Consider the following 26,148-nt stretch of genomic DNA (forward strand, 5'->3'; position numbering starts at 1 on the left):
GGGACCAGGGTAGGCGGCTACCTCCGGGTGAAGGTGCCCAGGTGCTCGGCGTCCAGGTACTCGATGCGGACCGTGCCGTTCGAGAAGGTCACCCCGGTGCGGCCGACGGCGTTCTCGCCGCTGGTCTCGAAGCTGAAGGTGTCGCCGGCGTAGTGGGTGAGGGGGTAGCGCAGGGGCTTGGGGCCGAGGGAGAGGGTCAGGGCGCCCCCGCCGTCGGAGGTGACCGTGAGCGGGCCGTAGTAGGGGTTGTCGTACGTACCGGTGTAGGCGCTGTCCGCGCGGGCCGGGGCGGCACCGGCCGGCGGGTGCGCGTAGTCGGTGGCGGAGCGGTGGCCTTCGTTCAGCTGCTGCGCGTACAGCCGGGCGGTCAGGCCCAGCCAGTCGGCGGTCGGCCGGCCGTGCTCGGCGGTGTCGAAGAAGTCCAGGGCGATCGCGTCCGCCTGGCCGACCGGGGCGGCGTTGGTCAGGACGACGATGCCGAGCTGTTCGAGCGGGAGCAGGGTGACGTTGGTGTTGGCGCCGAGTTCGAAGCCGCCGGAGTGGCCCAGGCGCAGCCGGCCGGCCTCGTCGTAGCTGACGTTCCAGCCGAGCCCGTAGAACTGGGGGACCCCGCGCGGGGTGGCGGCCTGCGAGACGATCTCCGGCAGGCGGGTGCGGTCCAGGGCGGCGGCGGGGATGATCCGCTTCCCGTCGAGGACGCCGTCGCCGAGCTGGAGCCGCAGCCAGCGGGCCATGTCGCGGGCGGTGGAGCTGACGCCGCCGGCCGGGGCCTGGGCGTCGGCGTCGCGGACGTGGCGGGAGCTCCAGGTGGCGGTGCCGTTCTGCGCGGTGCCCGTCTTCACGTGGCCGTAGGCGCGGTCGGGGGCGTGTGCGTAGGCGGAGAACTCGGTGCTGGTGCGCGTCATCCCGGCGGGCTTGAAGAGGGTGTCGGCGCTGAGCTTCTGCCAGGTGGTGCCGTGGTCGCGGGCGACGGCCTCGGCGGCGGCGGTGAGGCCGAAGTTGGTGTAGGCGTAGCTCGCGCGGAAGGGGGTGAGGGGTTCCTCGCGCAGGTGGCCGAGGATGTACGCCTGGTCGTAGCCGAGGTCTTCGAGGAGGTCGCCGGCGTGGTCGGGGAGGCCGGTGCGGTGGGAGAACAGGTCGGCGGGGGTGACGTGCGAGGTCACCCAGGGGTCCTTGAGGGCGAACCCGGGCAGGGAGGAGCCGAGGGGCTCGTCCCAGGCACCGGGGTCGGGGAGGGCGCCGGCGACGACGGTGGAGGAGACCGGCTTCGAGACGGAGGCCAGCTGGAAGACGGTGTCCGGGTCCACCTTCGCGGACTCGCCGGTGCGGCGGAGGCCGAAGCCCTTGAGGTAGAGCACCTTGTCGCGGTGGACGACGGCCACGGAGACTCCGGGGATGCCGGTGCGGCGCATGACGTCCTCGACGGTGGCGTCGAGACGGGCCACCGCCGTGGCGACGGCGGCGTCGCTGATCCGGGGCTCGGGGGGCGGGGGCGGTTCGGGCTCCGCCGCGACCGTCCCGGCCGTCAGCAGGATCGCCGCCCCGGCGAGGGCGGCGGCGCGGTGTGGGCGCATGTCGCCATTGTGCGCCTCCGCTGCGCGGCGCGCGGCGCGGGAGGGCGTGCCCTACCCGCCGCCGCTCCCTCCCGCAGCCACCGCTGGGAGGTGGCCCCAGGGGGCTCCGCCCCCGTACCCCGCGCCTCGACCGCCGACGGGGCCGGATTTCGGCGTGGCCGGTCCGTCGCCGGCGGCATCGCCCGCGGCTGGATTTCGCGCAGCGAGGTTCCAGCCCGCACGGCGATGGGGCGCACCGGGCGCGCGGCGCACGGAGCGGGGTCGGGGGCGGAGCCCCTGGGAACGGTGGAAGGGCGGGGCGGGGAGGGGAGGGGAGGGGCTCCGCGCGGCGGGACCGGCCGCCGCCCGGCACGGCCTAGGCGGCGGCGCGGGCCGGGACGTCCTGTTCGGCTTCCACCGTGGCGTTCCAGTCGCGCTTGATCGCGCGCCAGCCCTCGTCCGTCTCGCCGTGGCGCCAGTAGCCGGAGATGGACAGCCGCTCGCGCGGGACCCCCCGCTCCAGGCGCAGGTGGCGGCGGAGCTCCTTCACGAAGCCCGCTTCGCCGTGGATGAAGGCGTGGACGTCGGCCGACGGGAAGTCCAGGGCGGTGACGGCCTCCAGCAGGGCCGCGCCCACCGGGCGGTCGCCGCGGTGGAGCCAGACCGGGGTGATGCCGTCCGGGGTGGCGATGTCCTGCTCGTCGGCCGGGCCGTCGATCTCCACGAAGGCGTGCACCCGCGCGCCCCGCGGCATGCGCTCCATCGACGCCGCGATCGCCGGCAGCGCGCTCTCGTCACCCGCGAGGAGGTGCCAGTCGGCCACCGGGTCCGGGGCGTAGCCGCCGCCCGGGCCGAGGAAGTGGACCGGCTCGCCGGGCTGGACGCGGGCCGCCCACGGGCCCGCGAGGCCCTCGTCGCCGTGGACCACGAAGTCCAGGGTCAGCTCCAGCCGCTCCGGGTCCCAGGCGCGGACCGTGTACGCGCGCTGGCGGGGCCAGGCCTCCCGGCGGTGCGTGGCGCGGATCACGTCCAGGTCCCAGGGCTCCGGGTACCGCACGCCCTCCGGCTCGAACAGGAGCTTGACGTAGTGGTCGGTGTACGCGCCCGCGCCGAATCCGGCCAGCCCGTCTCCGCCCAGCACGAGGCGGACCATGTGCGGCGTCAGCCGTTCGGTGCGTACGACGACTGCGGTGCCGACGGTACGGGCGCGTCCTTCTGCCACGGTGTCTCCCCTGGTACTTACGAAGCTTAGGATTACCTAAGTTAGCACCTCATGGCCGCAGTGCGCTGCTCAGGCGTGACATTGCTCCTCCCAGACCCCACCGATGGGCGAGGGCGTCGACCGCCTCGGGCCGGGCGGGGACCCGTGGGAGGGCCGGGTCGAAGGGGGGAAGGGGGACGTCCGAGGCCACCTGGACGACCTTCGGGGCCACCGCCAGATAGGGGCGGGATTCGTCCAGGCGCCTGCGCTGGGCGGGGGTCAGCTTCGACGCGGGGTCGCCGACCGCCGCGATGATTCCGGCCAGGTCCCCGTAGGCGTCCAGCAGCTTGGCGGCGGTCTTCTCGCCGATGCCGGGAACGCCCGGCAGGCCGTCGCTCGGATCGCCGCGCAGCAGGGCCAGGTCCGCGTAGCCGGGGCCGTCCACCCCGTACTTCCCGCGCAGCCAGGCCTCGTCCGTGACCTGGAGGGTGCCCACGCCCTTGAGCGGGTACAGGACCCGGCGCGCCCGGGCGTCGTCCACCAGCTGGTAGAGGTCCCGGTCGCCGGTGACGATGTCCACCGGGCCCGTGGCGCGGGCGGTCAGGGTGCCGATCACGTCGTCCGCCTCGTAGCCGGCGACCCCCACCCGGGCGATGCCGAACGCGTCCAGCGCCGCCTCGATGATCGGGACCTGCGGGGCGAGGGTGTCCGGGGTCTCCTCCAGGTCCGGCCCGGACTCCGACGCCTCCGCGACCCGGTGCGCCTTGTACGAGGGGATCAGCTCCACCCGCCAGTGCGGCCGCCAGTCGGCGTCCATGCAGGCCACCAGGTCGTCCGGGCGGTGGTCCTGCACCAGCCGCCCGATGAAGTCGAGGAGCCCGCGCACCGCGTTGACCGGGGTGCCGTCCGGTGCCTTCACGGAGTCCGGGACGCCGAAGTAGGCGCGGTAGTAGAGGGACGCGGTGTCCAGGAGCATCAGCCGTCGTGTCGTGGTCATGGAGGCGATGATGCCGCAACCCCGCCCGGCCGAAGGCCGTCACCCCTGGTGGGCGAACGATCACTCGAACAGTTCCTCCGGCGCGCGCGCCCGCGCTCCCTCCACGAGGGTGTGGATCACAGGCGGGCCGCTCGGCCGCGCCCGGTCCCCGTGCGAGGAGCTCCGTACGCCCCTGCCCGCACGCGCCGTCGGCGCGGTGGCGCCGGTGCGGCGCGGCCCCGCCCCAGCCCCCACCAGGAGGCCCCGATGGATGCCGCCCAGTCCGCCGCACCCGCCCGCAGGACCGTGATCAGGGCCGGGGCGGTGGCCGCCGCCGCGCTGGCCGTGTGCCCCCGCACTGCGGCCGAGGCGGCGACGGTCCCGCCGGCGGCCGCACCGCTGCCGGCCGCGCCCGCCGCGGCCGACACCGCCGACCTGCCCCTGCGCTCCGACCGCAGCAGCCAGGGCGACATCCTGGCCGGCTCCCGCAAGGACCACGCCTGCCTGCTCCTGCTGCGCTTCCGCGACCCGGTCCTGGCCCGCCGCTGGCTGCGCCGGCTGCTGCCCGAGATCTCCACCACCGAGGAGATGGCCCGGTTCAACGCCGCGTTCAGCGCCGCCCGGGTCAAGGCGGGCGGCCTCGACCCGGCCTCCCTGTCGGCCCAGTGGACCGGGCTCTCCCTCACCCACGCCGGCCTGCGCTTCCTCGCCGGGCGCGACCCCTTCCCCGCCCTGCCGCCCGGCAGCACCGCCGAGGCCTTCGCCCAGGGCCCCGCCCTGCGGGCCGAGGCGCTCGGGGACACCGGCGACAGCTCCCCGGAGTCCTGGCTGTTCGGCGGGGAGGGGCCGCACCGCGCCGTGCACGCGGTCCTCAACCTGTCGGCGGACGACCCCGAGAAGCTCGCCGCCGCCGTCGACCGCCACCAGGCCGCCCTGGGGCCCGCCCAGGGCGTGCTCGTCTTCCGGCAGGACGGCGCCACCCTGTCCGGCGCCCTGCGCGGACACGAGCACTTCGGCTTCACCGACGGCATCAGCCAGCCCGGCGTCCGCGGCTTCCACGCCCCCGACCCGGCCACCGGCACCACCGTCCAGGGCAAGCCCGGAGCCCGGCTGGTCCCGGCCGGGGAGTTCATCGTGGGACAGGAGAAGGCCGGCAAGCGGCCCGCCGGGCTGCCCGCCTGGGCCACCGGGGGCTCCTTCCAGGTGGTCCGCCGGCTCGCCCAGGACGTCCCCGGCTGGTGGGCGCAGGCCCGCGAGCGGCTGGCCGACCTCAAGCGGGCCGGGGCCGCGCCAGCCGACGCGACCGACACCTGGCTCGCGGCCCGGCTGGTGGGCCGCTGGCCCGGCGGCACGGCCGTCGCCGGCTGCCCGCTCGCCGAACAGCCCTGCCCCGCCGGCACCGGCCCGGCCGCCCTCTCGTACCGCGAGGACCCGCAGGGCTGGCACACCCCGCTGTTCGCGCACATCCGCAAGGGCAACCCCCGCGACGGCCTCGTCCCCGCCCCCGGCCGCCCCCCGCTGGACCCCGCCGTGACCGACGGCCACCGCATCATCCGGCGCGGCATCCCGTACGGGCCCGCGTACGACCCGGACCAGGAGCCCGGCCGGGGGGCGAACGGGGCCTCGCGCGGCCTGGTGTTCATCGGCTACCAGGCCGACCTGGTCCAGCAGTTCGAGTTCGTGGCCAAGCAGTGGATCAACGAGCCCGACTTCCCGGCCGGCCGCAACCCGCGCACCGGCGCCGACCCCGTCCTCGGCCCCGGTTCACCCGTCGCCTTCGAGAGCGAGTCCGGGAGCGGCAGCCGCGCCACCACCCTGCGCTTCGGCCGGTTCATCCGCACCGAGGGAGCCCTCTACGCCTTCACCCCCTCGATCCCCGCCCTGCGGGAGCTGGCCGAAGGCAGGCTCGACGTCTCCGTGGAGGTCCACCCCGGCACGGTCCTGCGCGTGGGGGACGTCCTCGACGCCGGCGCCGCCCGGCTGACCCTCGGCGCCGACGGGGACCTCGTCCTCCTCGCCCCCGCCGGCGCCCACCGCTGGAGCGCCGGCACCGCCGGCAGGGGCGGCGAGGCCGTCTTCTCCCGCGACGGCGAACTCACCGTGCGCACCGCCGACGGCGCGACGGCCTGGAGCAGCGGCACCGCCGGCCACCCCGGCGCCCGGCTGCTGGTCCGCCCGTCCGGTGACGCGGTGATCCTCGACGGCGACCGCGTGCTGTGGCGGGCCGGCCACGGCCACGCAGGGTGACCGGCGACCTACGGGAATCGGTCCGGGAAGGGGCCGGGTGGGCCCTTGCGCGCGAATCCGGGGTCGGTTGCTGCGTAAGGTTCATACAGCACACCGATGTGCGATGACGGGTAGGGGAGGGCAGCCCCGACATGAACGGCAAGGAAGACGGAAACATCGAGGACGCCACGGACGGCACGGAATACGGCTTCGCCCGGGCGGGCGCGCCGGACGCGGCCGACCCTTTCAAGGACAAGGAGAAGGACTCCAAGGAGCCGCTGCGGGTGGGCGTGGCCGTACGCAAACGGCGCCGGGCGCTCCACCTGACGCTGGCCGCCGTGTCGGCGCGCAGCGGCCTCTCCGTGCCCTTCCTCAGCCAGATAGAGAACGAGCGCGCCCGCCCCAGCATGCGCTCGCTGGAGCGGGTGGCCGACGCCCTGGAGACCACGGCGGTCGACCTGCTCGCCGCGTCCGACACGGCCCGCACGGTGGACCTGGTACGGGCCGGGGACGACTCCGGGCTCGCGCCCGTCAACGGAGTGCGCCCCCTGGTGCGGGGCCACCACCAGCTGCACGCCCTGGAGTTCAACGGGGACCAGGACGCCGGCCGCGAGTACCAGCACCGCAACGACGAGCTGATGTACGTGGTCGCCGGAGCCTGCCAGGTGGAGGCGGAGGGGCGGGCGTACCGGCTGGAGGAAGGGGACGCGCTGTTCCTCTCCGGCGGGGTCCGCCACCGCTGGCGGGCCACGAGCGAGGACACCAGGCTCCTCGTCGTGGCCGTCGGCGACCACATCCACGCCACCTCCGAGCCGCCCTCCCCGGAGCACTGAGCCGGTGCGCCTCGTCTCGCTCGTCCCCTCGCTGACCGAGGCGGTGGCGGTGTCGGCGCCCGGGCGGCTCGTCGGGGTCACGGACTGGTGCACGCACCCGGCGGGCCTGGGCGGCGCGGTGCGCGTCGGGGGTACGAAGAACCCCGACGCAGCGGCGATCGTGCGGCTGCGCCCGGACCTGGTGATCGCCAACGAGGAGGAGAACCGCGCCCCCGACCTGGCCGCGCTGCGCGCGGCCGGGCTGGAGGTGCTGGTCACCGAGATCCGGGACCTGCCCCAGGCGTTCTCCGAGCTGGACCGGGTTCTGGTGGGGGCGCTGGGGCTGGCGCGGCCCGAGTGGCTGGACCGGGCCGAGGAGGCCTGGGCGCAGGCGGAGCCCGTCGGAGACCTCACCGCCTTCGTGCCGATCTGGCGCAGGCCCTGGATGGTGCTGGGCCGGGAGACCTTCGCGGGCGACCTCCTCGCCCGCCTGGGCGTGCGCAACGCCTACGCGGGCCATGCGGAGCGGTACCCGAGGGTGCCGGTGGAGGAGCTCGCCGGGAGCGGCTGCGACCTGGTGGTGCTCCCCGACGAGCCGTACCGCTTCACGGCGGACGACGGCCCGGAGGCCTTCCCCGGGCTGCCCGCGGCGCTCGTCAGCGGCCGCCACCTGACCTGGTACGGGCCTTCCCTGGTGGAAGCCCCGCGGGTGCTGGCGGCGGCCGTGCGGGCGGCGCGCTGGGGGTGACCCGTGGGGTGGGGGACTATCCGGCGGCGGGGAGCAGCCGTCCGGCGAACAGGCCGCGCAGGGTGTGGACGGCTGCCAGTACCCAGGCCGTGACCAGGCCCAGGAACAGGGCCGCGGCCAGCCAGGCGAAGGCGTCCAGCCCGGTGTGGCGGGCCAGCCCCGCGGCGCCGGTCACACAGGTGCCGACGGGGAAGGTCAGCGCCCACCAGGTCATCGCGAAGCCCATGCCGTCCCGGGCGGCCCGCACCAGCATCGCGGCGGCGAGGGCCAGCCACAGCAGGGCGAAGCCCATGACGGGGACCCCGTAGACGACCGCGAAGGCGCCGAGCGCTCCGGCGTAGGGGGCGTCGATGGCGCCGGGCGCCACGTCGGCGAGCTGGTTGACGGCGGTGGTGGACTGGCCGAGGGGGCCCAGGACCAGGAACAGCGCCGGGGTCAGTGCCAGGGGCAGGGGGCCGTGGGTGATCAGCCGGCCGAAGACCAGGGGGAGCAGCAGCAGGACGGCCAGCAGGCTGACGCCGAACATCGCGTAGCAGGCCAGCAGCAGGGCCTCGCGGGGCTGCCCGGCGGGCACGTGGGGGACCAGCAGGGGGCCGACGGCGGCGGAGACCATGGGGGAGACCACGGGCAGCAGCCAGACGGGGCTGGCCTGCGAGGCCTCGACCTTGTGCCGGACCACCATCAGGTAGGGCACCGCGACGGCCATGACCAGGCCGACCAGGGTGCCGGCGGTGAACAGCACGGTGTCCGCGGCGACGGCGGCGCCGGTCCCGATCAGGTCCTTGCCGACGAGGAGCGTGCCGGCGCCGACGGCCAGCAGGGCCATCGCCAGGCACCCGTAGAAGGGGGCCACGGCCGGGTCGAGGAGGTGGGCGCGGGCCTGGTCGCGGTGGTGGCGCCAGTGCCCGGCGCGGGCGGCCAGCAGGACGGCGAGGGCCACGGCGGACAGCGCCCAGACGAGCTGGCAGGCCACGCGCTGGCCCGGGAGCTGGTAGGGCAGGGTGGCCCCGGCGTTCGCGATGATCGCCGTACCCATGACGGAGGCGTACCAGTTGGGGCCGAGGTGGCGCAGCGCGGGGACCTTGTGGGTCCGGGGCGCGAGTTCTATGACGGTGCGGGGTCGCACGGCGGTGGTGGCCATGGGTCCAGCGTCCCGTCGGCCGCGGCCGTACGGCAGAGGCCGCCTGTCTATAAGGCCATAAACTGACGTTATGGGTAACGAGGAGACGGTTCCGCTCGCACACCGCGTGCCGGACCTGGGCGCGCTGGAGCTGCTGCTCACCGTGGCGCGGGTCGGCAGCCTGAGCGGCGCGGCCCGCCGGCTCGGCATCACGCAGCCGGCGGCGAGCAGCCGGATCCGTGCCATGGAGACCCGCCTCGGCGTCGCCCTGGTGGACCGCTCCCCGCGCGGCTCGACGCTGACGGCGGAGGGCGCGCTGGTCACCGACTGGGCCCGGCGGGTGGTGGAGGCGGCCGAGGCCTTCGACGCGGGCGCGCAGGCGCTGCGCGGGCGGCGGGACTCGCGGCTGCGGGTCGCGGCCAGCATGACCATCGCCGAGTACCTGCTGCCCGGCTGGCTGATCGCCCTGCGCGGGGAGCGGCCCGACACGGCGGTCTCCCTGCACGCCGGGAACTCGGCGGACGTGGCCCAGCGGGTGCTCGCGCACGAGGCGGACCTCGGCTTCGTGGAGGGCCTGAGCGTTCCCGACGGGCTGGACTCGGCCGTCATCGCGCAGGACCGCCTGGTGGTGGCGGTGGCCCCGCACCACCCCTGGGCGCGGCGCTCGAAGGGGGTGGACCCGGTCGAGCTGGCCGGGGCGCCGCTGATCCTGCGCGAGCGGGGCTCGGGGACCCGGCAGGTGCTCGACGCCGCGCTGGCCCCGTCCGGCGGGCTGGCCCGGCCGCTGCTGGAGCTGGCCTCGACCACCGCCGTCAAGGCGGCGGCGCTCAGCGGGGCCGGGCCGTGCGTCCTGTCGGAGCTGGCGCTGGACGACGAGCTGTCGGCCCGCCGGCTGGTGGAGGTGCCCGTCCCGGGCGCGGCCCTGGCCCGCGCCCTGCGCGCCGTCTGGCCGACGGGCTCCCGTCCGGCGGGTCCGGCGCGCGACCTGCTGTCGCTGACCCGGCGGCACGCGTAGGCCGGACGGGCGAGGGCGGATCGTTTCGCCGAGGGGCGGACGGTGACCCGGGGCGGCCGCGACGGGAAGGTGATGCGCGTTGCCCACCCCCTGAAAGGGAATCGCCCCATGCGTCTTCGCCATGCCGCCGGCGCCGCCTTCGGCGCGCTGACCCTCCTCCTGACCATCCCGACGTCCGCCTCGGCGGCCGTGGGCGAATTCCAGTACACGTACGTCGGCCTGGACGGCAAGCCGCACATCACGTTCCTGCTGGACCCGGCGGGCGCGGAGTGCCACACGCTCCCCGAGGTGGCCGACCCCGCGGCCAGCGAGCCGGCGTTCTCGCCGCGCAACCGCACCACCGCGACAGCCACGGTGTTCACCGAACCGGACTGCGAGGGCGACTACTTCTCGCTGCGCCCGCTGACGGGCCGCGGCTCGGAGCGGCTGAAGTTCCGGTCGGTCGTCTTCAGCAACTGACCCGCGAGGGGAGTGCCCGCCGGACCCGGCCGGGTCCGGCGGCAGCCGGTCAGGACCCCTGCGGGCCCCCGGCGGCGCCCGCGTCGTCCGACCGCCGGAGCGTCTTCGTCAGGAGGACGCCCGCCACGATCAGGGCCGCGCCCAGCCACCACACCCCGCCGTCGAAGACCAGCACCGCGATGCCGATCGGCACCAGCAGCCCCGCCAACGGCAGCAGCAGGGACGCCCGACCCGGGCCGGCCTCGCCCCGGGCGCGGGCGCGGACGACCTCCGGGTACCAGACGGTGAACCGCAGGGCGGCGACGATGGCCAGGATCGGGACGATCCAGGCCGTCCAGATGTTGTCGGGGTCGTGCAGCACCAGGTCCCCGAACCCGCCCGCCAGGGCCGAGACCAGGAAGGCCAGCCCCCACGCCCCGGTGATCATGTAGTTGGTGCGGAGGAAGACGGGCGAGTTCCACTGGGAGGGGTCGGTCTGCTCCCGGGCGTACTGGAGGGTGAACGGCATGCCCACCGCCATCGAGCCGAAGGCGATCGCCGTCAGGGTGAGGCTCGCGACCTCGCCCGCGTACGTCTCCAGCCAGCGCAGCGTGCCGTCGCCCGCCAGGGCGCCGACGACGGCCAGCGCGGCGAAGAACACCACGTCCGCCAGCTCCAGCAGCTTCCACGAGCTGCCCCGGTGCACCACCCGGCCCACCACGACCAGGACGAGGGAGATCCCCAGGGCGATCCCGACCGCGATCTCGAACCGTCCGGGGCCGACCAGCAGGGAGAAGACGATCCAGGGGGACATGCCGACGACCGGGTTCTCCAGGATGTCCGAGACCCGGCCGGCCGCCTTGCCGTGGGCTTGCGTCCGCATCCCTCCAGCGTGCACGCCCTCCGCCCGGAAGGCCATTCGTGGCCGCGGGCCGCGCGGACGGCCACCCCGCCGCGCGGCCCGCGGACGCCGTCAGGACACCGGCACCGCCCGGCGGGCGCCGGCCGCCTCGACGAGGGAGTCCATCACCCGGGTGTCCTTGTCCCGTTCGGGGTGCCACTGCACGCCCACCACCCACTGCTCCCGGTCGGGGAGTTCGATGGCCTCGACCGTGCCGTCCTCGGCGTACGCCGAGACGACCAGCCCCTGGCCGAGCCGCTCCACCGCCTGGTGGTGGTACGTGGGGACGTCCGCGACCTCGGGGACCAGCTCCGCGTACCGGGTGCCCGGCACGGGGGTGACGGGGTGCCAGGACGTGACGCCCGGGGTGTGGACGTGGCCGTCGATGTGCTGGACCAGCGTGCCGCCCAGCGCCACGTTCAGGGCCTGCATGCCCCGGCAGATGCCCAGCACCGGGACCCCGTCGGCCAGGGCGGCGCGGAGCAGGGCCAGTTCCCACTCGTCGCGGACGGTCGCGGGTGCGCCCGTACGGGGGTCGCGCGGGGCCCCGTACCGGACGGGGTCGACGTCCGGGCCGCCGGAGACGACGAGGCCGTCCAGCCGTCCCAGCACCTCCGCCGCCCGCTCCGGCTCGTCCGGCGGCAGCAGGACGGCCGCGCCGCCCGCCGCCTGGACCAGTTCGTAGTAGCCGGACGGGACGAGGGAGGTGGGGAGGTCCCACACCCCGTAGCGGGTGGACGCCTCCACGTAGGTGGTGATGCCGATGAGCGGCCTGGGCACGGTGTTACCTCCAGGGTGGTGCCGGACAGCGGAGCGGGGGGTGCGGGGCCAGGATTTCAGTCGCGGGTCAACTCCGCCTCGGCTTCCGCAAGCGCGGCGAACTCCTCCTCGGGGGCCGAGGCGACGAGGCGGTGGCGGCTGTAGAAGGCGAAGTAGGCGAGGGCGACGGCGTACACGGCGAGGGCGATGAGCGCCGCCTCGACGTCCACCAGGAAGGTGGCCACCAGCGCCGACAGGGCGAGGACGAAGGCGGCGGACGAGGTCAGCACCCCTCCTGGGGTGCGGTACGGACGCTCCAGGCCGGGCTCGCGGCGGCGCAGCACGATGTGGGAGAGGGCCATCAGGGCGTAGGAGATGGTCGCCCCGAACACCGCGATGTTCAGCATCCGCGCCCCGTTGCCGGTGGCCGCCGCGAGGGCGAAGCCGAGGGCGCCGGGGATCACCAGTCCGAGGTAGGGGGCCTTGCGCCGCGAGGTGAGGGACAGGAAGCGCGGCAGGTAGCCGGCGCGGGAGAGGGCGAACAGCTGGCGGGAGCCGGCGTAGATGAGGGAGAAGAAGGAGGCGACGAGGCCCGCCAGGCCCGCGTAGTTGACGAAGCGGCTCAGGGCGGTCGGGCCGCCGTCCCCTTCCAGGGCCACGACCAGGGGGTTCCCGGCGGACTTGACGGCGTCGGCGCCGTGGGCGCCGGTGGCCGCGAAGAAGGTGACCAGGGCCAGGAGGGCGAGGACGCCCATGGAGATGGCCAGCGCCTTCGGCATGGAGCGGACCGGGTCCTTGGCCTCCTCGGCGGCGAGCGGCACGCCCTCGACGCCGAGGAAGAACCACATGCCGAAGGGGAACGCGGCCCAGATGCCGAGGACGCCGAAGGGCAGCCAGGAGCCGGACCCGAAGGCGCCGGGGTCGACGGGGATGTCGTCGAGGGAGCCCGCGTCGAAGTCCGTGAGCGCCCCGAAGGCGAAGACCAGCAGGGCGGCGACGGCGACGGCGGTGACGATCAGGCTGAACCGCAGGGCCTCGCCCACGCCCCACAGGTGGACGCCGATGAAGACGACGAAGCACCCGAGGTAGACCGGCCAGCCGGAGGTCAGCCCGAACAGGCCCAGGGATTCCACGTAGTCGCCGATGAAGATGACGATCGCCGCCGGGGCCAGGACGTACTCGATGAGGATGGCGGTGCCGGTGAGGAAGCCGCCCCAGGGGCCCAGCGCGCGGCGGGCGAAGCCGTAGCCGCCGCCCGCCGTCGGCAGGATCGTGGACAGCTCGGCGAGGGAGAAGACCAGGCAGGCGTACATGGCGCCCATGAGCACGGTGGCGATGGCGAGGCCGCCGAAGCCGCCCTTGGACAGGCCCACGTTCCAACCGGAGTAGTCCCCGGAGACGACGTAGGCGACGCCCAGTCCCGTCAGCAGCAGCCAGCCCGCGCTGCCGCGGCGCAGGGTCCGGCGCTCCAGGTAGGCGGCGTCCGCGCCGGCTGCGGCGTCCGGTGCGGAGTGGGGCGGCGCGGGTGCGGTTTCTTCGGCCATGTGCGCTCCTGCCTAGGGCCTCGGGGGGAACGGGGTGAGGCATGCAATGGTTGTGAGGCGTACCTTTGCGTCAAGGGAGTGGAGCGCGCAAGACCCTTGCGTTAAACAGGGGTTACGAAAACCTCTCCCGTCCCATCCCGTCCCATCCCGTCCGTCTCAGGCCAGGAACCCGCGCAGCAGGGCCGCCGTGCCGCAGCAGTGCTCGCGCATCACCGCCCGCGCCCCCTCCGCGTCGCGCTCCAGCACCGCCTCCACCAGCGCGGTGTGCTGCTGCTGGGAGTGCTCCAGGTTGCGCACCAGCAGCGGGATGCAGTCCAGCAGGTCGTTGACCCGGGCCCGGACGGCCGCGTACTGGGCCGTCAGGCTGGCCGAGCCGGCCAGTTCGCACAGCGCCAGGTGGAAGAGCGTGTCCTGGCGGCGGTACTCGGCGAGCGGCGCGTCGTGGGTGGCGGCGAGGGAGGCCAGCAGCCGCTCGGAGCCCTCCTCGGAGAGGCCCTGCGAGGCGCACAGCCCCGCCGCGCCCACCTCCAGGACCTCGCGGAAGCGCAGCACGTCCTCGATGTCCACCCCCGCCACGCGCCGCCGCAGCTCCTCCTCCGCGCCGCCGGCGGGGGTGTCGGGGCGGGCCAGCACGAAGGTGCCCCCGTACCGGCCGCGCCGGGCCTCCACCAGGCCCTGGTCCTGGAGGACCTTCAGCACCTCGCGCAGGGTGACCCGGCTGATCCCCATCCGCTCCGCCAACTCCCGCTCCGGCGGCAGTCGTTCCCCGCCCGGCACCAGTCCCAGCCGGACCACCTGGAGGATCTGTTCGAGCGCCTCCTCGAAACCGTTGCCCGCCCGCACCTGCCGCAGCACGGGATTGAGCCGCGCGACCGCGCCCCCGTCACCCGCCGTCCCGGTCATCTCGGCTCCTCCTCTTCCCAAGCAATGGTTCTGTTCAATACCTTAGGCCTCCTCGGCTCACCGAAGGAGAGATCCCCGTGGTAGACCGCAAGCCGCCGCTCGCGCCCGAGGAGCTCCGTGCCCTCGTCGCCAGCGGTGAGATCGACACAGTCGTCCTGGCCTTCCCCGACATGCAGGGACGTCTTCAGGGCAAGCGGTTCGCCGCACAGTTCTTCCTGGACGAGGTCCTCGACCACGGCACCGAGGGCTGCAACTACCTCCTCGCCGTCGACACCGACATGAACACCGTCGACGGCTACGAGATGTCCTCCTGGGACCGGGGCTACGGCGACTTCGCCATGCACCCCGACCTCGCCACCCTCCGCCGCATCCCCTGGAACCCCGGCAGCGCCTTCGTCCTCGCGGACCTCGCCTGGCACGACGGCACCCCCGTCGTCGCCGCGCCCCGCCAGATCCTGCGCCGCCAGCTCGAACGCCTCGCCGGACACGGCTACACCGCCATGGTCGGCACCGAGCTGGAGTTCATGGTCTTCCAGGACACCTACGAGAAGGCCTGGAACGCCGACTACCGCGGCCTGACCCCCGCCAACCAGTACAACATCGACTACTCCGTCCTCGGCACCGGCCGCATCGAACCCCTGCTGCGCCGGATCCGCAACGAGATGCAGGCCGCCGGCCTGGTCGTCGAGTCCGCCAAGGGCGAGTGCAACCTCGGCCAGCACGAGATCGCCTTCCGCTACGACGAGGCGCTCACCACCTGCGACCAGCACTCCGTCTACAAGACCGGGGCCAAGGAGATCGCCTCCCAGGAAGGCGTCTCGCTCACCTTCATGGCCAAGTTCGACGAGCGCGAGGGCAACTCCTGTCACATCCACCTCTCGCTCACCGACGCCGACGGACGCAACGCCATGGCCGGGGACGGACCAGGGGGCATGTCACCGCTGATGCGGCACTTCCTGGCCGGCCAGCTGGCGGCGCTGCGCGACTTCTCCCTTCTCTACGCCCCCAACATCAACTCGTACAAGCGTTTCCGCCCGGGTTCCTTCGCCCCCACCGCCGTCGCCTGGGGCGTCGACAACCGGACCTGCGCCCTCCGAGTGGTCGGCCACGGCCGCTCCATGCGCTTCGAGAACCGCCTCCCCGGCGGCGACGTCAACCCCTACCTCGCCGTCGCGGGCCTGGTCGCGGCCGGCATCTACGGCGTGGAGAACCGCCTCGAACTCCCCGAGGCCTGCGCCGGCAACGCCTACACCGCGGACTTCGCCCACGTCCCCACCACCCTGCGCGAGGCGGCGGAACTCTGGGAGAACAGCGAGATCGCCAAGGCCGCCTTCGGCCCCGAGGTCGTCGCCCACTACCGCAACATGGCCCGCGTCGAACTGGACGCCTACGACTCCGCGGTCACCGACTGGGAGCGGCGCCGCTCCTTCGAACGCCTGTAACCCCGCGCCCGCACCGGCCCGCCCCGCACCGGCCCGCCCCGCACCGACCCCAGAAAGGCACCACGTGTCCGAAGCGCTGGACCCCTCCCACCTGAGGGTGCTCAACCCGGCCACCGAGGAACTCGTCGCCACCGTCCCGGCCGCCACACGGGACGACGTCGACAGAGCCGTCGCACGCGCCACGGCCGCCCAGCGCGGCTGGGCCGCGGCCGCCCCCGCCGACCGGGCGCGCGTCCTGCGCCGCTTCGCCGCGGTCGTCGACGGACACCTCGAGGAACTGGCCCGGCTGGAGGTCCGGGAAGCCGGCCACACCCTCGGCAACGCCCGCTGGGAAGCGGGCAACGTCCGCGACCTGCTGGACTTCGCCGCCGGGGGAGTGGAACGGCTCTCCGGACGCCAGATCCCCGTCGCGGGGGGCATCGACGTCACCTTCCTCGAACCCCTCGGCGTCATCGGCGTGATCGCGCCCTGGAACTTCCCCATGCCGATCGCCGCCTGGGGTCTGGCGCCCGCCCTCGCCGCGGGCAACGCCGTCATCCTCAAGCCCGCCGAGACCACCCCCCTCACCGCGCTGCGCCTCGCCGAACTCGCCCTCGACGCCGGGATCCCCGAACACCTCTTCCAGGTGCTCCCCGGCCACGGGGCGGTCACCGGCGACGCGCTCGTAGAACACCCCGGAGTCGCGAAGATCGTCTTCACCGGCTCCACCCGGGTCGGCAAGCAGATCATGTCCAAGTGCGCCGACCGGGTGAAGCGGGTCACCCTCGAACTCGGCGGCAAGAGCCCCAACATCGTCTTCGCCGACGCCGACCTCGAAACGGCGGCGGCCGCCGCCCCCATGGCCTACCTCGACAACACCGGCCAGGACTGCTGCGCCCGCACCCGGATCCTCGTCCAGCGCTCCGTCCACGACCGCTTCCTCGACCTCGTCACCCCGGCCCTCACCTCGGTGGTCGTGGGCGACCCGCTCGACGAGAAGACCCAGATGGGCCCGCTGATCTCGGCCGCCCAGCTGGAGCGCGTCCGCGCCTACGTCACCGACGACCTCAAGGCCGTCCGGGGCACCGCCCCCGAGGGCCCCGGGTTCTGGTACCCGCCGACCCTGATCACCGACGTCGACCCCGCCGCGCCCGTGGCCGCCGAGGAGGTCTTCGGACCCGTCGCCGTCGTCCTCCCCTTCGAGGACGAGGAGGACGCCGTACGCCTCGCCAACGCCACCGAGTACGGCCTCTCCGGCTCCCTCTGGACCCGCGACGTCGGCCGCGCCCTGCGCGTCTCCCGCGCCGTCCAGGCCGGCAACCTCTCCGTCAACTCCCACAGCAGCGTCCGCTACTGGACCCCCTTCGGCGGATACAAGCAGTCCGGGCTCGGCCGCGAGCTCGGACCCGACGCCCTCACCGCATTCACCGAGACCAAGAACGTCTTCATCAGCACGGAGGCCTGAGCACCCATGTCCAGCCAGACCAACGAAGAGATCGTCTGCCGCCGCCTGGTCGGCCGCACCGCCGTCATCACCGGAGCCGGCAGCGGCATCGGCCTCGCCACCGCCCGCCGCCTGGCCTCCGAGGGCGCCAACGTCGTCTGCGCCGACATCGACCCCCTCGCCGGCAAGGCCGCCGCCGAGGAGGTCGGCGGCACCTTCGTCCAGGTCGACGTCACCGACAAGGAGCAGGTCGACGCCCTCTTCAAGACGGCCTTCGACACCTACGGCTCCGTCGACATCGCCTTCAACAACGCCGGCATCTCGCCCCCGGACGACGACTCCATCCTCACCACCGAGCTCGACGCCTGGCGCCGCGTCCAGGACGTCAACCTCACCTCCGTCTACCTCTGCTGCAAGGCCGCCCTCCCCTACATGCAGCGCCAGGGCCGCGGCTCCATCATCAACACCGCCTCCTTCGTCGCCATCATGGGCGCCGCCACCTCCCAGATCTCCTACACCGCCTCCAAGGGCGGCGTCCTCGCCATGTCCCGCGAACTCGGCGTCCAGTTCGCCCGCGAGGGCATCCGCGTCAACGCCCTGTGCCCGGGACCCGTCAACACCCCTCTGCTCCAGGAGCTGTTCGCCAAGGACCCCGAGCGGGCCGCCCGCCGCCTCGTGCACATCCCCCTCGGCCGCTTCGCCGAGCCCACCGAGATCGCCGCCGCCGTCGCCTTCCTCGCCAGCGACGACTCCTCCTTCATCAACGCCACCGACTTCCTGGTCGACGGCGGCATCTCCGGCGCGTACGTCACCCCCCTGTAGGCCGACTCCGCCCATGGGCCCGGTGAACACCCAACGTTCACCTCGGCACCACCCCCACGACAGCCGGGTGTCACACGACGCCCGGCTGTCGTGCCCTACCGTCCCCGACGATCTCGTACGAGAACCAGGAGCGCCCACCCCCGTGACCCGACCCCGCACCCGCCGCCGGATCCAGGCGGCCGGCGCCGCCCTCGCGATGGCCGCCGCAGCCCTCACCGCGGCCGCCCCCGCCCAGGCCGCACCCGCCGCCTGCACCACCCCGAAGCTCGCCGCGGGCTGGTACGGGGACAACCAGGCCCGGCTCCAGCAGCTCATCGACCAGTACGGCAGCTGCAACCCGTACCGCCCCGGCCGCACCAAGCCCGTCGCCGTCTTCGACTGGGACAACACCGTCGTCAAGAACGACGTCGGCGACGCCACCATGTTCTGGCTCCTGCGCAACGGGAAGGTCCGCCAGCCCGCCGACTGGAAGGGCACCAGCCGCTACCTCACCCCCGCCGCCGCCCAGGCCCTCACCACCGCCTGCGGCCCCCTCGCCCGCCCCGGAGCCCCCCTGCCCACCGGCACCCCCGCGGGCGCGGCCTGCGCCGACGAGATCAACGCCGTCTACGGCACCTCCGCCACCCGCACCGGCGCCGCCGCCTTCGCCGGCTGGGACCACCGCACCATCGAACCCGCCTACGCCTGGCTGCCCCAGCTCCTCCAGGGCTGGACCGCCCACCAGGTCCGCGGCTTCGCCGCCGCCGCCCGCACCGAGAACCTCGCCGCGCCCGTCGGCACCAAGCAGCAGGTCGGCACCGGCACCGCCACCGGCTGGGTCCGCTACTACGACCAGCAGCGCGACCTCGTCAAGAGCCTCCAGCGCGCCGGCTTCGACGTCTGGATCAGCTCCGCCTCCCCGCAGCCCGTCGTCGAGGTCTGGGCCCAGGGCACCGGCATCGGGGCCGACCACGTCATCGGCATCCGCAACACCACCCGGGACGGGAAGCTCACCCCCCACCTCCAGGGCTGCGGGTCCGTCGCCGACGGCGCCGACTCGATGATCACCTACGTGGACGGCAAGCGCTGCTGGATCAACAAGGAGGTCTTCGGCGTCCGCGGCGCGGCCGCCGAGAAGGTCCAGCCCGCCGCCCGGCGCCAGGTCTTCGCGGCCGGCGACTCCGACACCGACGTCACCTTCCTGCGCGACGCCACCGCCCTGCGCCTGGTGGTCAACCGCAACAAGAACGAACTCATGTGCCGCGCCTACGACAACAGCGACGGCAAGTGGATCGTGAACCCCATGTTCATCGAGCCCAAGAAGCAGAAGACCGGCCCGTACCCCTGCTCCACCACCGCGTACACCGACCACGACGGCACGCCGGCCCCCGTCCGCCGGGGCGACACGAGCGTCATCCCCGACCAGACGGACACCGTGTTCTAGAGGAAGGCCCGCCCCTCGCCCCGATAGGTCGGGACGGACGCCGTGACCCGGTCGCCCTCCACCAGGTGGAGGGTCTCGAACCGCTCGCACAGCTCCCCGGCCTTCGCGTGCCGGAACCAGACCCGGTCGCCGATCAGCAGGTCGTCGGCCGGGCCGCCCAGCAGCGGGGTCTGCACCTCCCCCGCCCCCTCCTGCGGGTCGTAGCGCAGGCCCGCGGGCAGGTAGGGCACCGGGAGCCGGTCCGCCCCCGCCGCCCCCGAGGCCGGATAGCCGCCGCCCAGCACGGTCACCACCCCCACCCCGGGCCGACGCACCACCGGCTGCGCGAACAGCGCGGCCGGACGCCCCCGGAACGAGGTGTAGTTGTCGAACAGCCGCGGCACGTACAGCCCCGAGCCGGCCGCGATCTCCGTCACCGCCTCCTCGGCGGCCGTCTCCGCCACGCTCCCCGTACCGCCGCCGTTGACGAACTCCAGGTCCGGCACCACCGACCGCACGGCCCGCACCACCTCGGCCCGCCGCGCCGCCAGCTCCCTGCGGGCCGCGCCCTGCATCAGCCGGATCATCCGCGAGCGCACCGGCCGCCCGGCCACCGCGTCCCCGACCCCGGCCACGTGCCCCTCGTACGCCATCAGCCCCACCACCCGGAACCCCGGCCGCGAGGCCACCGCCCGCGCCAGCTCCGCCAGCTGCCCCGGCTCCCGCAGGGGCGAGCGCCGCGCCCCGATCCGGACCCGGCCGCCCAACAGCCGCAGGGAGGTGTCGAGTTCCAGACAGACCCGGATCTCCTCGGCCCCGCCGGCCCGCGAGCGCTCGATGACGTCCAACTGCGCGGGATCGTCGACCATCACGGTCACGGCCGCGGCGAGCTTCGCGTCACCCGCCAGCTCCCCGAACCCCGCCCGGTCCGCGGACGGATAGGCCAGCAGCACGTCCTCGAAACCGGACCGCGCGAGCCACAGCGACTCGGCCAGCGTGTACGACATGATCCCCGCGAACCCCGGCCGGGCCAACACCCGTTCGAGGAGCGCCCGGCACCGCACGGACTTGCTGGCGACCCGGACCGGCTTCCCGCCGGCCCTCCGCACCAGATCGGCGGCGTTCGCGTCGAAGGCGTCCAGATCCACGATGGCCAGGGGCGCGTCGAGGTGCGCGGTCGCCCGGTCGTACCGGGCCCGGTCCGAAGTCATGGGCGGCAGCTTGCCAGACCGGCGTACCGCCGGGTAGCCCCCGCACAGCCGGGGCTGCCGACCCCGGACCGCCCCGCCGCGCGCAGCCCCACTCCGGCCGCCGGCCGCCCCGCGCCGCCGCGCGGGGCCCTCTCCCCGCCCCGCCCTCCGGCCGGCCCCGGGGGCGCCGCCGCGCCCCGGCGCCTCCGGCTGGGGCCGGGGGCACCCCCGGGGGCTCCGCCCGGCGCCGCCCTCGGGCCGGCGCCGGTGGCACGCCGGGGGCTCCGCCCCGGACCCGGCCCTCCGGCCGGCGCCGGGGGCAACCCCGGGGGGCTCCGCCCCCCACCCGGCCCTCCGCCGCCGGGCGGCACCCCCGGGGTGCCTCCCGGACCCCGCGGCCCGGACGACGGCGGGGCCGCGGGGCCCCGGGCCCGGCCACCGCGCGGCCGGGGCGACGGCGACGGCCCCGTAGAGTACGGGCAGGCAGCCGTACGGAACGGGGGGCGGAGCCGCCGGATGACCACGACCACACCACGGACCGAGGTCCTGGGCGACCCCGGGCAGCCCCCGCCCCCGCGCCGCCACCCCGGCCGGGTCGTCGCCGCCGTCACCTGCGCCCTGCTCGGCTCCGCCCTCCTCGCCGGGGGCACCGCCACCACCTGGAGCCGGTACCGCGCCGACCACCGCCCGCTGCCGCCCGACGCCGCCTACCGCCAGGCCGCGTCCCTCTGGCACACCGCCCCCGTGGACGGCCTCCTGCCGCCGGTGGTCGAGGACCGCGAGGCCGGCCCCGGCGGCGCGAGCCGCACCTGGACCCGGATCGCCCTCGCCCCCGACGCCGACTGCGCCGCCGCCCTCCCCGCCGACTGGCGCGCCGCGCTCACCGCCACCGGCTGCACCCGCGTGCTGCGCGCCACCTACACGGACTCCACCCGCAGCACCCTGATCACCGTCGGCCTGGTCTTCACCCCGGCCGACGCCCGGGCCATGGACGGCCTGCGCGGCCGCCTCCCCGCCCCGCCCGCCTACGAGTACGCCGACTCCCGGCGCGCCGCCTGGACGGCCGGCGTCGTCGCCGAGGCCCCCGCCGTCGTCTACGCCGTCTCCGCCTTCGCCGACGGCCGCGCCATGGACGCCCCCGTCCCGGCGGAGGAAGCGGCCCGCCCCGGAGCCACCGGCACCGTCGCCGAAGCGGGCCTGGGCCACGAGGCCAAGGCCCTCGCGGTCCGCGTCGAACGCGCCCTCGGCGCCCTCGCCGCACCCTCCGGCACCGACCCCACCGCACGGGCCGCCGCACGGCAGCCGCGCCAGGAGCCCCTCGGATGAACCCCACCCCCCGCCCGGCCCCGCCCGCCGCACCGGAGCCGGCGTCCGCCCCGCGCAGGCCCCTCCGGGCCGCCGGGGCCGTCGCGGCGCTGGCCGCGCTGTTCGTGGCCGCCGCCGTGCCGCCCGCCGCCGCCGACACCATCCGCGACCGGCAGTGGGGCCTGCTGGCCCTGCGCGCCGAGGAGGCCTGGGGCATCACCCAGGGCGACGGGATCACCGTCGCCGTCCTCGACACCGGCGTCGACCCCACCCACCCCGACCTCGACGGCCAGGTCCTGGAGGGCACCGACCTCGTCGGCATGGGCGCCGGCCGCGGCGACCGCGCCTGGGCCCGCCACGGCACGGCGATGGCGAGCATCATCGCGGGCCACGGACACGGCCCCGACCGCGGCCAGGGCGTCCTCGGCATCGCCCCGCGCGCCCGGATCCTCCCGGTCCGGGTGATCCTCGAAGAGGGCGACCCGGGGCGCGCCAAAGCCCGCGACAGCAAGTCCGGGGCCCTCGCCGAAGGCATCCGCTGGGCCGCCGACCACGGCGCCGACGTGATCAACCTGTCGCTCGGCGACGACAGCGACTCCGCCCACCACGAACCCGCCGAGGACGAGGCCGTCCAGTACGCCCTCGGCAAGGGCGTGGTCGTCGTCGCCTCCGCGGGCAACGGCGGGGAGCGCGGCGACCACACCTCCTACCCCGCCGCCTACCCCGGGGTCATCGCGGTCGCCGCCGTCGACCGCCAGGGCCGCAAGGCCCCCTTCTCCACCCGCCACTGGTACGCCACCGTCAGCGCCCCCGGCGTCGACGTGGTCATCGCCGACCCGGACCGCGCCTACTACGAGGGCTGGGGCACCAGCGCCGCCGCCGCCTTCGTCTCCGGGGTCGTGGCCCTGGTCGAGGCCGCCCACCCCGGCCTGTCCCCGGCGCAGGTCAAGAAGCTGCTGGAGGACACCGCCGACGCCCGCCCGGCCGGCGGCCGCGACGACGCCCGGGGCCACGGCACCGTGGACCCCGTCGCAGCCCTCCAGGCCGCCGGCGCGCTGCGCCCCGAGGCCCCGGCCCCCGCCGCCGTCCCGGCCGGCCGGCGCTTCTTCGGTCCCGGCCCCGACCCGGTCCACGCGGCTGGCAGGCCCTCCCGGGCGACCGCCCCGGCCGCCGCCGCCGGGGGAGCGGCGCTGCTGGTGCTGGCCGCCGTACTGGCCCGGCGGCCGCGTGCCGCACGGCGGGACGCCGGGGAACCGTCCTTCCCCCCGGCGGGATAGGGTCGGTCCATTGTGGCGACCAAGAACATTCCAGACCCCGGATTCTCCGACGACGACGGCACCGCCGACCCCCGGCTGAGCGCGGCCCTGGCCGCTTGGGCCGAGGACCGGGCCAACGAGCCGCAGCTGCTGGCGGCCCTGAAGGACGCCCGCCTGCTGGTGCCCGTCGTGGCGGTGCTCGGCGAGGTCGAGACGGACCCCGAGACCGGCCTGAAGCGCGAGAAGACCAGCGACATGGCCGTCCCCACCCTGACCGCGGGGAACCGCCGGGCGCTGCCCGCCTTCACCTCCATCGCCTCGCTGGCGCTGTGGGACCCGGCGGCCCGCCCGGTGGCGGTCCCGCTGCACCAGGCCCTGGCCGCCGCCGCGCACGAGAAGGCCGACACGATCGTCCTCGACCTGGCCGGCCCCGTCCCGTACCAGCTGACCGGCCCCGCGCTGCTCGCACTGGCCGAGGGGCGCACGGACGCCGACCCGCTGGCCGACCCCGCCGTGCGCGGGGCGGTGCGGGCCGCGGTGGCCGCCGAGCCGGCCGTGCTCCGCGCCCACCTGGGGCCGGGCGGGGCCGCCGCCGACGGCACCCTCGCCATCGTGCTGTCCGACGGGGCGCCCGTCGGCCCCGCCGCCCGCCGGGTGGCCGAGGCCCTCGCGGCGGACGAGACCCTGCGCGGGCGCCTCGTGCGCGGCCTGGACCTGGCGCTCCTGCCGGCCGACGCCCCGGTCCCGCCGGGCGAGCCGCTCTTCTCCCGCTGAGGAGCCCGTACGCACGCCGAAGGGCCGCCCGCGACAGCTCGCGGGCGGCCCTTCGGCGTACGAAACGGAATCCGGGGGGACGGGATCAGGCGTAGACGGGGCCCGTGAACTTCTCGCCCGGGCCCTGGCCCGGCTCGTCCGGGACGAGGGAGGCCTCGCGGAAGGCCAGCTGGAGCGACTTCAGGCCGTCGCGCAGCGGGGCCGCGTGGAAGGAGCTGACCTCGGTGGCGCTGGCGGTGACCAGGCCGGCCAGGGCGGTGATCAGCTTGCGGGCCTCGTCGAGGTCCTTGTGCTCGGAGTCCGGCTTGTCCAGGCCCAGGTTGACCGCCGCGGCGCTCAGCAGGTGGACGGCCACCGTGGTGATGACCTCGACGGCCGGGACGTCCGCGATGTCGCGGGTCATCTCGTCGTAGTCGGGAGTGGTGGAATCGGAGGGCGTCGCGTCAGTCATGCGCTCCACGATAGGTCGTGCGGCGGCCTTGCCACGCGTGGGGTAGTATGTACATCGACCGGCCGGACACCTGTGTGCCCGGCCCACAAGTGGAGGCTCCGATCTCCCACCCGACCACCCTCCGGGGAGGCGGGTCATCCGGTCAGGCGGTATCCATCGTTCCGTACGGACGATGGAAGGCCGCCGAGTTGCGCCCCGCGGTTCGCACGCGGCGGTGCTCCGGTTGTTTTGGAGCCCCTGCCTGTGCCCGGCGGGGCATTTTTCTTTCTCCGCCGCGGTTGAGGTCTGACGACAGAAGACGTCAGCGGTTGTCTGCCCAGACAGCCGTGTGGTGCTACCGAGGAGGATCCATCAGCACCGAGCCCCGCATCAACGATCGGATTCGCGTCCCTGAGGTGCGACTCGTCGGTCCCAGCGGCGAACAGGTGGGCATTGTTCCGCTTGCGAAGGCGCTTGAGCTCGCGCAGGAGTACGACCTGGACCTGGTCGAGGTCGCGGCCTCCGCTCGCCCGCCGGTCTGCAAGCTCATGGACTACGGCAAGTTCAAGTACGAGTCGGCCATGAAGGCCCGTGAGGCGCGCAAGAACCAGGCGCACACGGTCATCAAGGAGATGAAGCTCCGGCCGAAGATCGACCCGCACGACTACGACACCAAGAAGGGTCACGTCGTTCGGTTCCTCAAGCAGGGCGACAAGGTCAAGATCACGATCATGTTCCGTGGTCGCGAGCAGTCCCGGCCGGAGCTCGGCTACCGACTGCTGCAGCGTCTCGCTTCGGACGTCGAGGACCTCGGCTTCATCGAGTCGAACCCGAAGCAGGACGGCCGGAACATGATCATGGTTCTCGGTCCGCACAAGAAGAAGACCGAGGCGATGGCCGAAGCCCGCGAGGCGCAGGCCGCCCGCAAGGCCGAGCGCCAGGGTGTCGCCGCCGCCGGCGAGGAGGCCCCTTCCGAGGAGGCCGCCCCGGTCGAGGCGGAGACCGCCGAGGTCGTCTCTGACGAGGCCGCCGAGGCCGAGGCCGAGGCGAACCCCGAGGCCTGATTCCGAGGCGAGCCCGTCTCGGATCACCCACACAACATGACGCTCCCGTCAGCCGGCCCCCCGCGGGCCGGTGGGAGCGCCACCGACGAGGAGATAACGGCGCTATGCCGAAGAACAAGACGCACAGCGGTTCCAAGAAGCGCTTCAAGATCACCGGCTCCGGCAAGGTGCTCCGTGAGCGCGCCGGCAAGCGCCACCTGCTCGAGCACAAGTCGTCCCGTGTCACCCGCCGCCTGACCGGCACCGCGGAGATGGCCCCCGGCGACGCCGCGAAGATCAAGAAGCTTCTCGGCAAGTGACGTCCTTCCGCCCCTCTGCGGGGGCGGGACGTCAAGACCGGGACCCCATCGAATTCGGGCCGTGTGAAGACAACCACGGCCCCGCTACAAGGAGTTAAAAAGTGGCACGCGTCAAGCGGGCAGTAAACGCCCACAAGAAGCGCCGGGCGATCCTCGAGGCGGCCTCCGGCTACCGCGGTCAGCGTTCGCGCCTGTACCGCAAGGCCAAGGAGCAGGTCACCCACTCGCTGGTCTACAACTTCAACGACCGCAAGAAGCGCAAGGGCGACTTCCGTCAGCTGTGGATCCAGCGCATCAACGCCGCTGCCCGCCAGAACGGCATGACGTACAACCGCCTCATCCAGGGTCTGAAGGCCGCCAACGTCGAGGTGGACCGCAAGATGCTGGCCGAGCTGGCCGTCAACGACGCCAACGCGTTCGCCGCGCTCGTCGAGGTCGCGCAGAAGGCCCTCCCGGCCGACGTGAACGCGCCCAAGGCCGCCGCGTAAGGCATTCGCCGGCCCGATACCGGGGCCGGCACCCACGGACCCGCAGGCGCTCGCCTG

25 protein-coding genes are annotated in these 26,148 nt (G+C 74.7%); 15 read left to right on the forward strand and 10 right to left on the reverse strand.

The genetic code is table 11. The features are described 5' to 3' along the window. Positions 1-17: 17 nt before the first annotated feature. The 3 genes from ACIRBY_RS34400 to ACIRBY_RS34410 form a co-directional block, all read right to left on the reverse strand. Positions 18-1,574 carry a serine hydrolase gene (locus ACIRBY_RS34400; protein WP_403908175.1) on the reverse strand — a complete coding sequence of 519 codons (1,557 nt, stop codon included), beginning with the start codon at positions 1,572-1,574 and terminating at the stop codon, positions 18-20. A 355-nt stretch (positions 1,575-1,929) separates the two neighbouring features. After that, a complete protein-coding gene (locus tag ACIRBY_RS34405; protein WP_403908177.1) occupies positions 1,930-2,775 on the reverse strand; it encodes a siderophore-interacting protein in 846 nt (281 codons plus the stop codon). Positions 2,776-2,824: 49 nt separating this feature from the next. Further along, positions 2,825-3,730 (reverse strand): 5'-3' exonuclease H3TH domain-containing protein, encoded by a 906-nt coding sequence (locus tag ACIRBY_RS34410; protein ID WP_403908280.1) that lies wholly within the window; start codon positions 3,728-3,730, stop codon positions 2,825-2,827. 267 nt (positions 3,731-3,997) lie between these two features. On the opposite strand from ACIRBY_RS34410, the gene ACIRBY_RS34415 reads away from it, so the two are divergent. The 3 genes from ACIRBY_RS34415 to ACIRBY_RS34425 all read left to right on the forward strand — a co-directional run bounded on the left by ACIRBY_RS34415 (position 3,998) and on the right by ACIRBY_RS34425 (position 7,516). Continuing rightward, on the forward strand, positions 3,998-5,977 hold the full coding sequence (locus ACIRBY_RS34415; protein WP_403908179.1) for a Dyp-type peroxidase: 1,980 nt from the start codon (positions 3,998-4,000) through the stop codon (positions 5,975-5,977). Between the two features lie 263 nt (positions 5,978-6,240). Then, the gene (locus ACIRBY_RS34420) at positions 6,241-6,789 is read left to right on the forward strand and encodes a helix-turn-helix domain-containing protein (protein ID WP_403908282.1); all 549 of its coding nucleotides are present in this window, start codon (positions 6,241-6,243) and stop codon (positions 6,787-6,789) included. A gap of 4 nt (positions 6,790-6,793) precedes the next feature. Continuing rightward, positions 6,794-7,516: a helical backbone metal receptor gene (locus ACIRBY_RS34425; protein ID WP_403908181.1), complete on the forward strand. Its 723-nt coding sequence runs from the start codon at positions 6,794-6,796 to the stop codon at positions 7,514-7,516. Positions 7,517-7,532: 16 nt separating this feature from the next. Here ACIRBY_RS34425 and ACIRBY_RS34430 read toward each other — a convergent pair whose 3' ends face one another. Beyond that, on the reverse strand, positions 7,533-8,657 hold the full coding sequence (locus tag ACIRBY_RS34430) for a TDT family transporter (RefSeq protein ID WP_403908183.1): 1,125 nt from the start codon (positions 8,655-8,657) through the stop codon (positions 7,533-7,535). Positions 8,658-8,727: 70 nt separating this feature from the next. Here ACIRBY_RS34430 and ACIRBY_RS34435 point away from each other — a divergent pair, with 70 nt between their 5' ends. Both ACIRBY_RS34435 and ACIRBY_RS34440 read left to right on the forward strand, forming a co-directional pair. Then, on the forward strand, positions 8,728-9,651 hold the full coding sequence (locus ACIRBY_RS34435) for a LysR family transcriptional regulator (RefSeq protein WP_403908185.1): 924 nt from the start codon (positions 8,728-8,730) through the stop codon (positions 9,649-9,651). Positions 9,652-9,759: 108 nt separating this feature from the next. Further along, positions 9,760-10,110: a hypothetical protein gene (locus ACIRBY_RS34440; protein ID WP_403908187.1), complete on the forward strand. Its 351-nt coding sequence runs from the start codon at positions 9,760-9,762 to the stop codon at positions 10,108-10,110. Positions 10,111-10,159: 49 nt separating this feature from the next. On the opposite strand, the gene ACIRBY_RS34445 is transcribed toward ACIRBY_RS34440, so the two are convergent. The 4 genes from ACIRBY_RS34445 to ACIRBY_RS34460 all read right to left on the reverse strand — a co-directional run bounded on the left by ACIRBY_RS34445 (position 10,160) and on the right by ACIRBY_RS34460 (position 14,196). Next, on the reverse strand, positions 10,160-10,972 hold the full coding sequence (locus ACIRBY_RS34445; protein WP_403908189.1) for a hypothetical protein: 813 nt from the start codon (positions 10,970-10,972) through the stop codon (positions 10,160-10,162). A gap of 90 nt (positions 10,973-11,062) precedes the next feature. Next, entirely contained in the window at positions 11,063-11,770 is a 708-nt protein-coding gene (locus tag ACIRBY_RS34450; protein ID WP_403908191.1) for a gamma-glutamyl-gamma-aminobutyrate hydrolase family protein, read from the reverse strand. A gap of 56 nt (positions 11,771-11,826) precedes the next feature. Continuing rightward, positions 11,827-13,293, reverse strand: coding sequence for an ethanolamine permease (eat, locus tag ACIRBY_RS34455; RefSeq protein WP_403908193.1), 1,467 nt, complete (start codon positions 13,291-13,293; stop codon positions 11,827-11,829). 156 nt (positions 13,294-13,449) lie between these two features. After that, positions 13,450-14,196: a FadR/GntR family transcriptional regulator gene (locus tag ACIRBY_RS34460; RefSeq protein WP_403908195.1), complete on the reverse strand. Its 747-nt coding sequence runs from the start codon at positions 14,194-14,196 to the stop codon at positions 13,450-13,452. A 77-nt stretch (positions 14,197-14,273) separates the two neighbouring features. Here ACIRBY_RS34460 and ACIRBY_RS34465 point away from each other — a divergent pair, with 77 nt between their 5' ends. The 4 genes from ACIRBY_RS34465 to ACIRBY_RS34480 all read left to right on the forward strand — a co-directional run bounded on the left by ACIRBY_RS34465 (position 14,274) and on the right by ACIRBY_RS34480 (position 19,306). Beyond that, complete coding sequence (locus ACIRBY_RS34465; protein WP_403908197.1) at positions 14,274-15,638, forward strand: glutamine synthetase family protein; 1,365 nt, start codon at positions 14,274-14,276, stop codon at positions 15,636-15,638. Positions 15,639-15,702: 64 nt separating this feature from the next. Beyond that, entirely contained in the window at positions 15,703-17,082 is a 1,380-nt protein-coding gene (locus ACIRBY_RS34470) for an aldehyde dehydrogenase family protein (protein WP_403908199.1), read from the forward strand. 6 nt (positions 17,083-17,088) lie between these two features. After that, entirely contained in the window at positions 17,089-17,883 is a 795-nt protein-coding gene (locus ACIRBY_RS34475; RefSeq protein WP_042812402.1) for a 3-oxoacyl-ACP reductase, read from the forward strand. Positions 17,884-18,025: 142 nt separating this feature from the next. Further along, positions 18,026-19,306, forward strand: coding sequence for a haloacid dehalogenase-like hydrolase (locus ACIRBY_RS34480; RefSeq protein WP_403908201.1), 1,281 nt, complete (start codon positions 18,026-18,028; stop codon positions 19,304-19,306). On the opposite strand, the gene ACIRBY_RS34485 is transcribed toward ACIRBY_RS34480, so the two are convergent. Further along, positions 19,303-20,496, reverse strand: a complete 1,194-nt coding sequence (locus tag ACIRBY_RS34485) for an amino acid deaminase/aldolase (RefSeq protein ID WP_403908203.1) — start codon at positions 20,494-20,496, stop codon at positions 19,303-19,305. The two genes, ACIRBY_RS34480 and ACIRBY_RS34485, sit on opposite strands and share 4 nt — an antisense overlap. A 495-nt stretch (positions 20,497-20,991) precedes the next feature. Between ACIRBY_RS34485 and ACIRBY_RS34490 the strand changes: the two genes are divergently transcribed. The 3 genes from ACIRBY_RS34490 to ACIRBY_RS34500 are packed head-to-tail and all read left to right on the forward strand — an operon-like array spanning position 20,992 to position 23,810. Beyond that, positions 20,992-21,801, forward strand: coding sequence for a hypothetical protein (locus ACIRBY_RS34490; protein ID WP_403908205.1), 810 nt, complete (start codon positions 20,992-20,994; stop codon positions 21,799-21,801). Next, positions 21,798-23,057 (forward strand): type VII secretion-associated serine protease mycosin, encoded by a 1,260-nt coding sequence (mycP, locus tag ACIRBY_RS34495; protein ID WP_403908207.1) that lies wholly within the window; start codon positions 21,798-21,800, stop codon positions 23,055-23,057. Before ACIRBY_RS34490 ends, mycP begins: the two co-directional genes overlap by 4 nt. 12 nt (positions 23,058-23,069) lie before the next feature. Then, positions 23,070-23,810: an SseB family protein gene (locus ACIRBY_RS34500; protein ID WP_403908209.1), complete on the forward strand. Its 741-nt coding sequence runs from the start codon at positions 23,070-23,072 to the stop codon at positions 23,808-23,810. An 85-nt stretch (positions 23,811-23,895) separates the two neighbouring features. Here ACIRBY_RS34500 and ACIRBY_RS34505 read toward each other — a convergent pair whose 3' ends face one another. Continuing rightward, positions 23,896-24,261: a DUF1844 domain-containing protein gene (locus ACIRBY_RS34505; RefSeq protein ID WP_403908211.1), complete on the reverse strand. Its 366-nt coding sequence runs from the start codon at positions 24,259-24,261 to the stop codon at positions 23,896-23,898. 326 nt (positions 24,262-24,587) lie between these two features. Between ACIRBY_RS34505 and infC the strand changes: the two genes are divergently transcribed. The 3 genes from infC (at position 24,588) to rplT (ending at position 26,091) form a co-directional block, all read left to right on the forward strand. Beyond that, positions 24,588-25,304, forward strand: a complete 717-nt coding sequence (gene infC / locus ACIRBY_RS34510) for a translation initiation factor IF-3 (RefSeq protein ID WP_365148078.1) — start codon at positions 24,588-24,590, stop codon at positions 25,302-25,304. Between the two features lie 104 nt (positions 25,305-25,408). Then, positions 25,409-25,603, forward strand: coding sequence for a 50S ribosomal protein L35 (gene rpmI / locus ACIRBY_RS34515; protein WP_030387121.1), 195 nt, complete (start codon positions 25,409-25,411; stop codon positions 25,601-25,603). Between the two features lie 101 nt (positions 25,604-25,704). Next, positions 25,705-26,091: a 50S ribosomal protein L20 gene (gene rplT / locus ACIRBY_RS34520; protein ID WP_403908213.1), complete on the forward strand. Its 387-nt coding sequence runs from the start codon at positions 25,705-25,707 to the stop codon at positions 26,089-26,091. Positions 26,092-26,148 lie beyond the last annotated feature (57 nt).

Origin of the sequence: Streptomyces sp. NPDC096136 (assembly GCF_044763325.1) — a bacterium.
Lineage (GTDB): Bacteria > Actinomycetota > Actinomycetes > Streptomycetales > Streptomycetaceae > Streptomyces.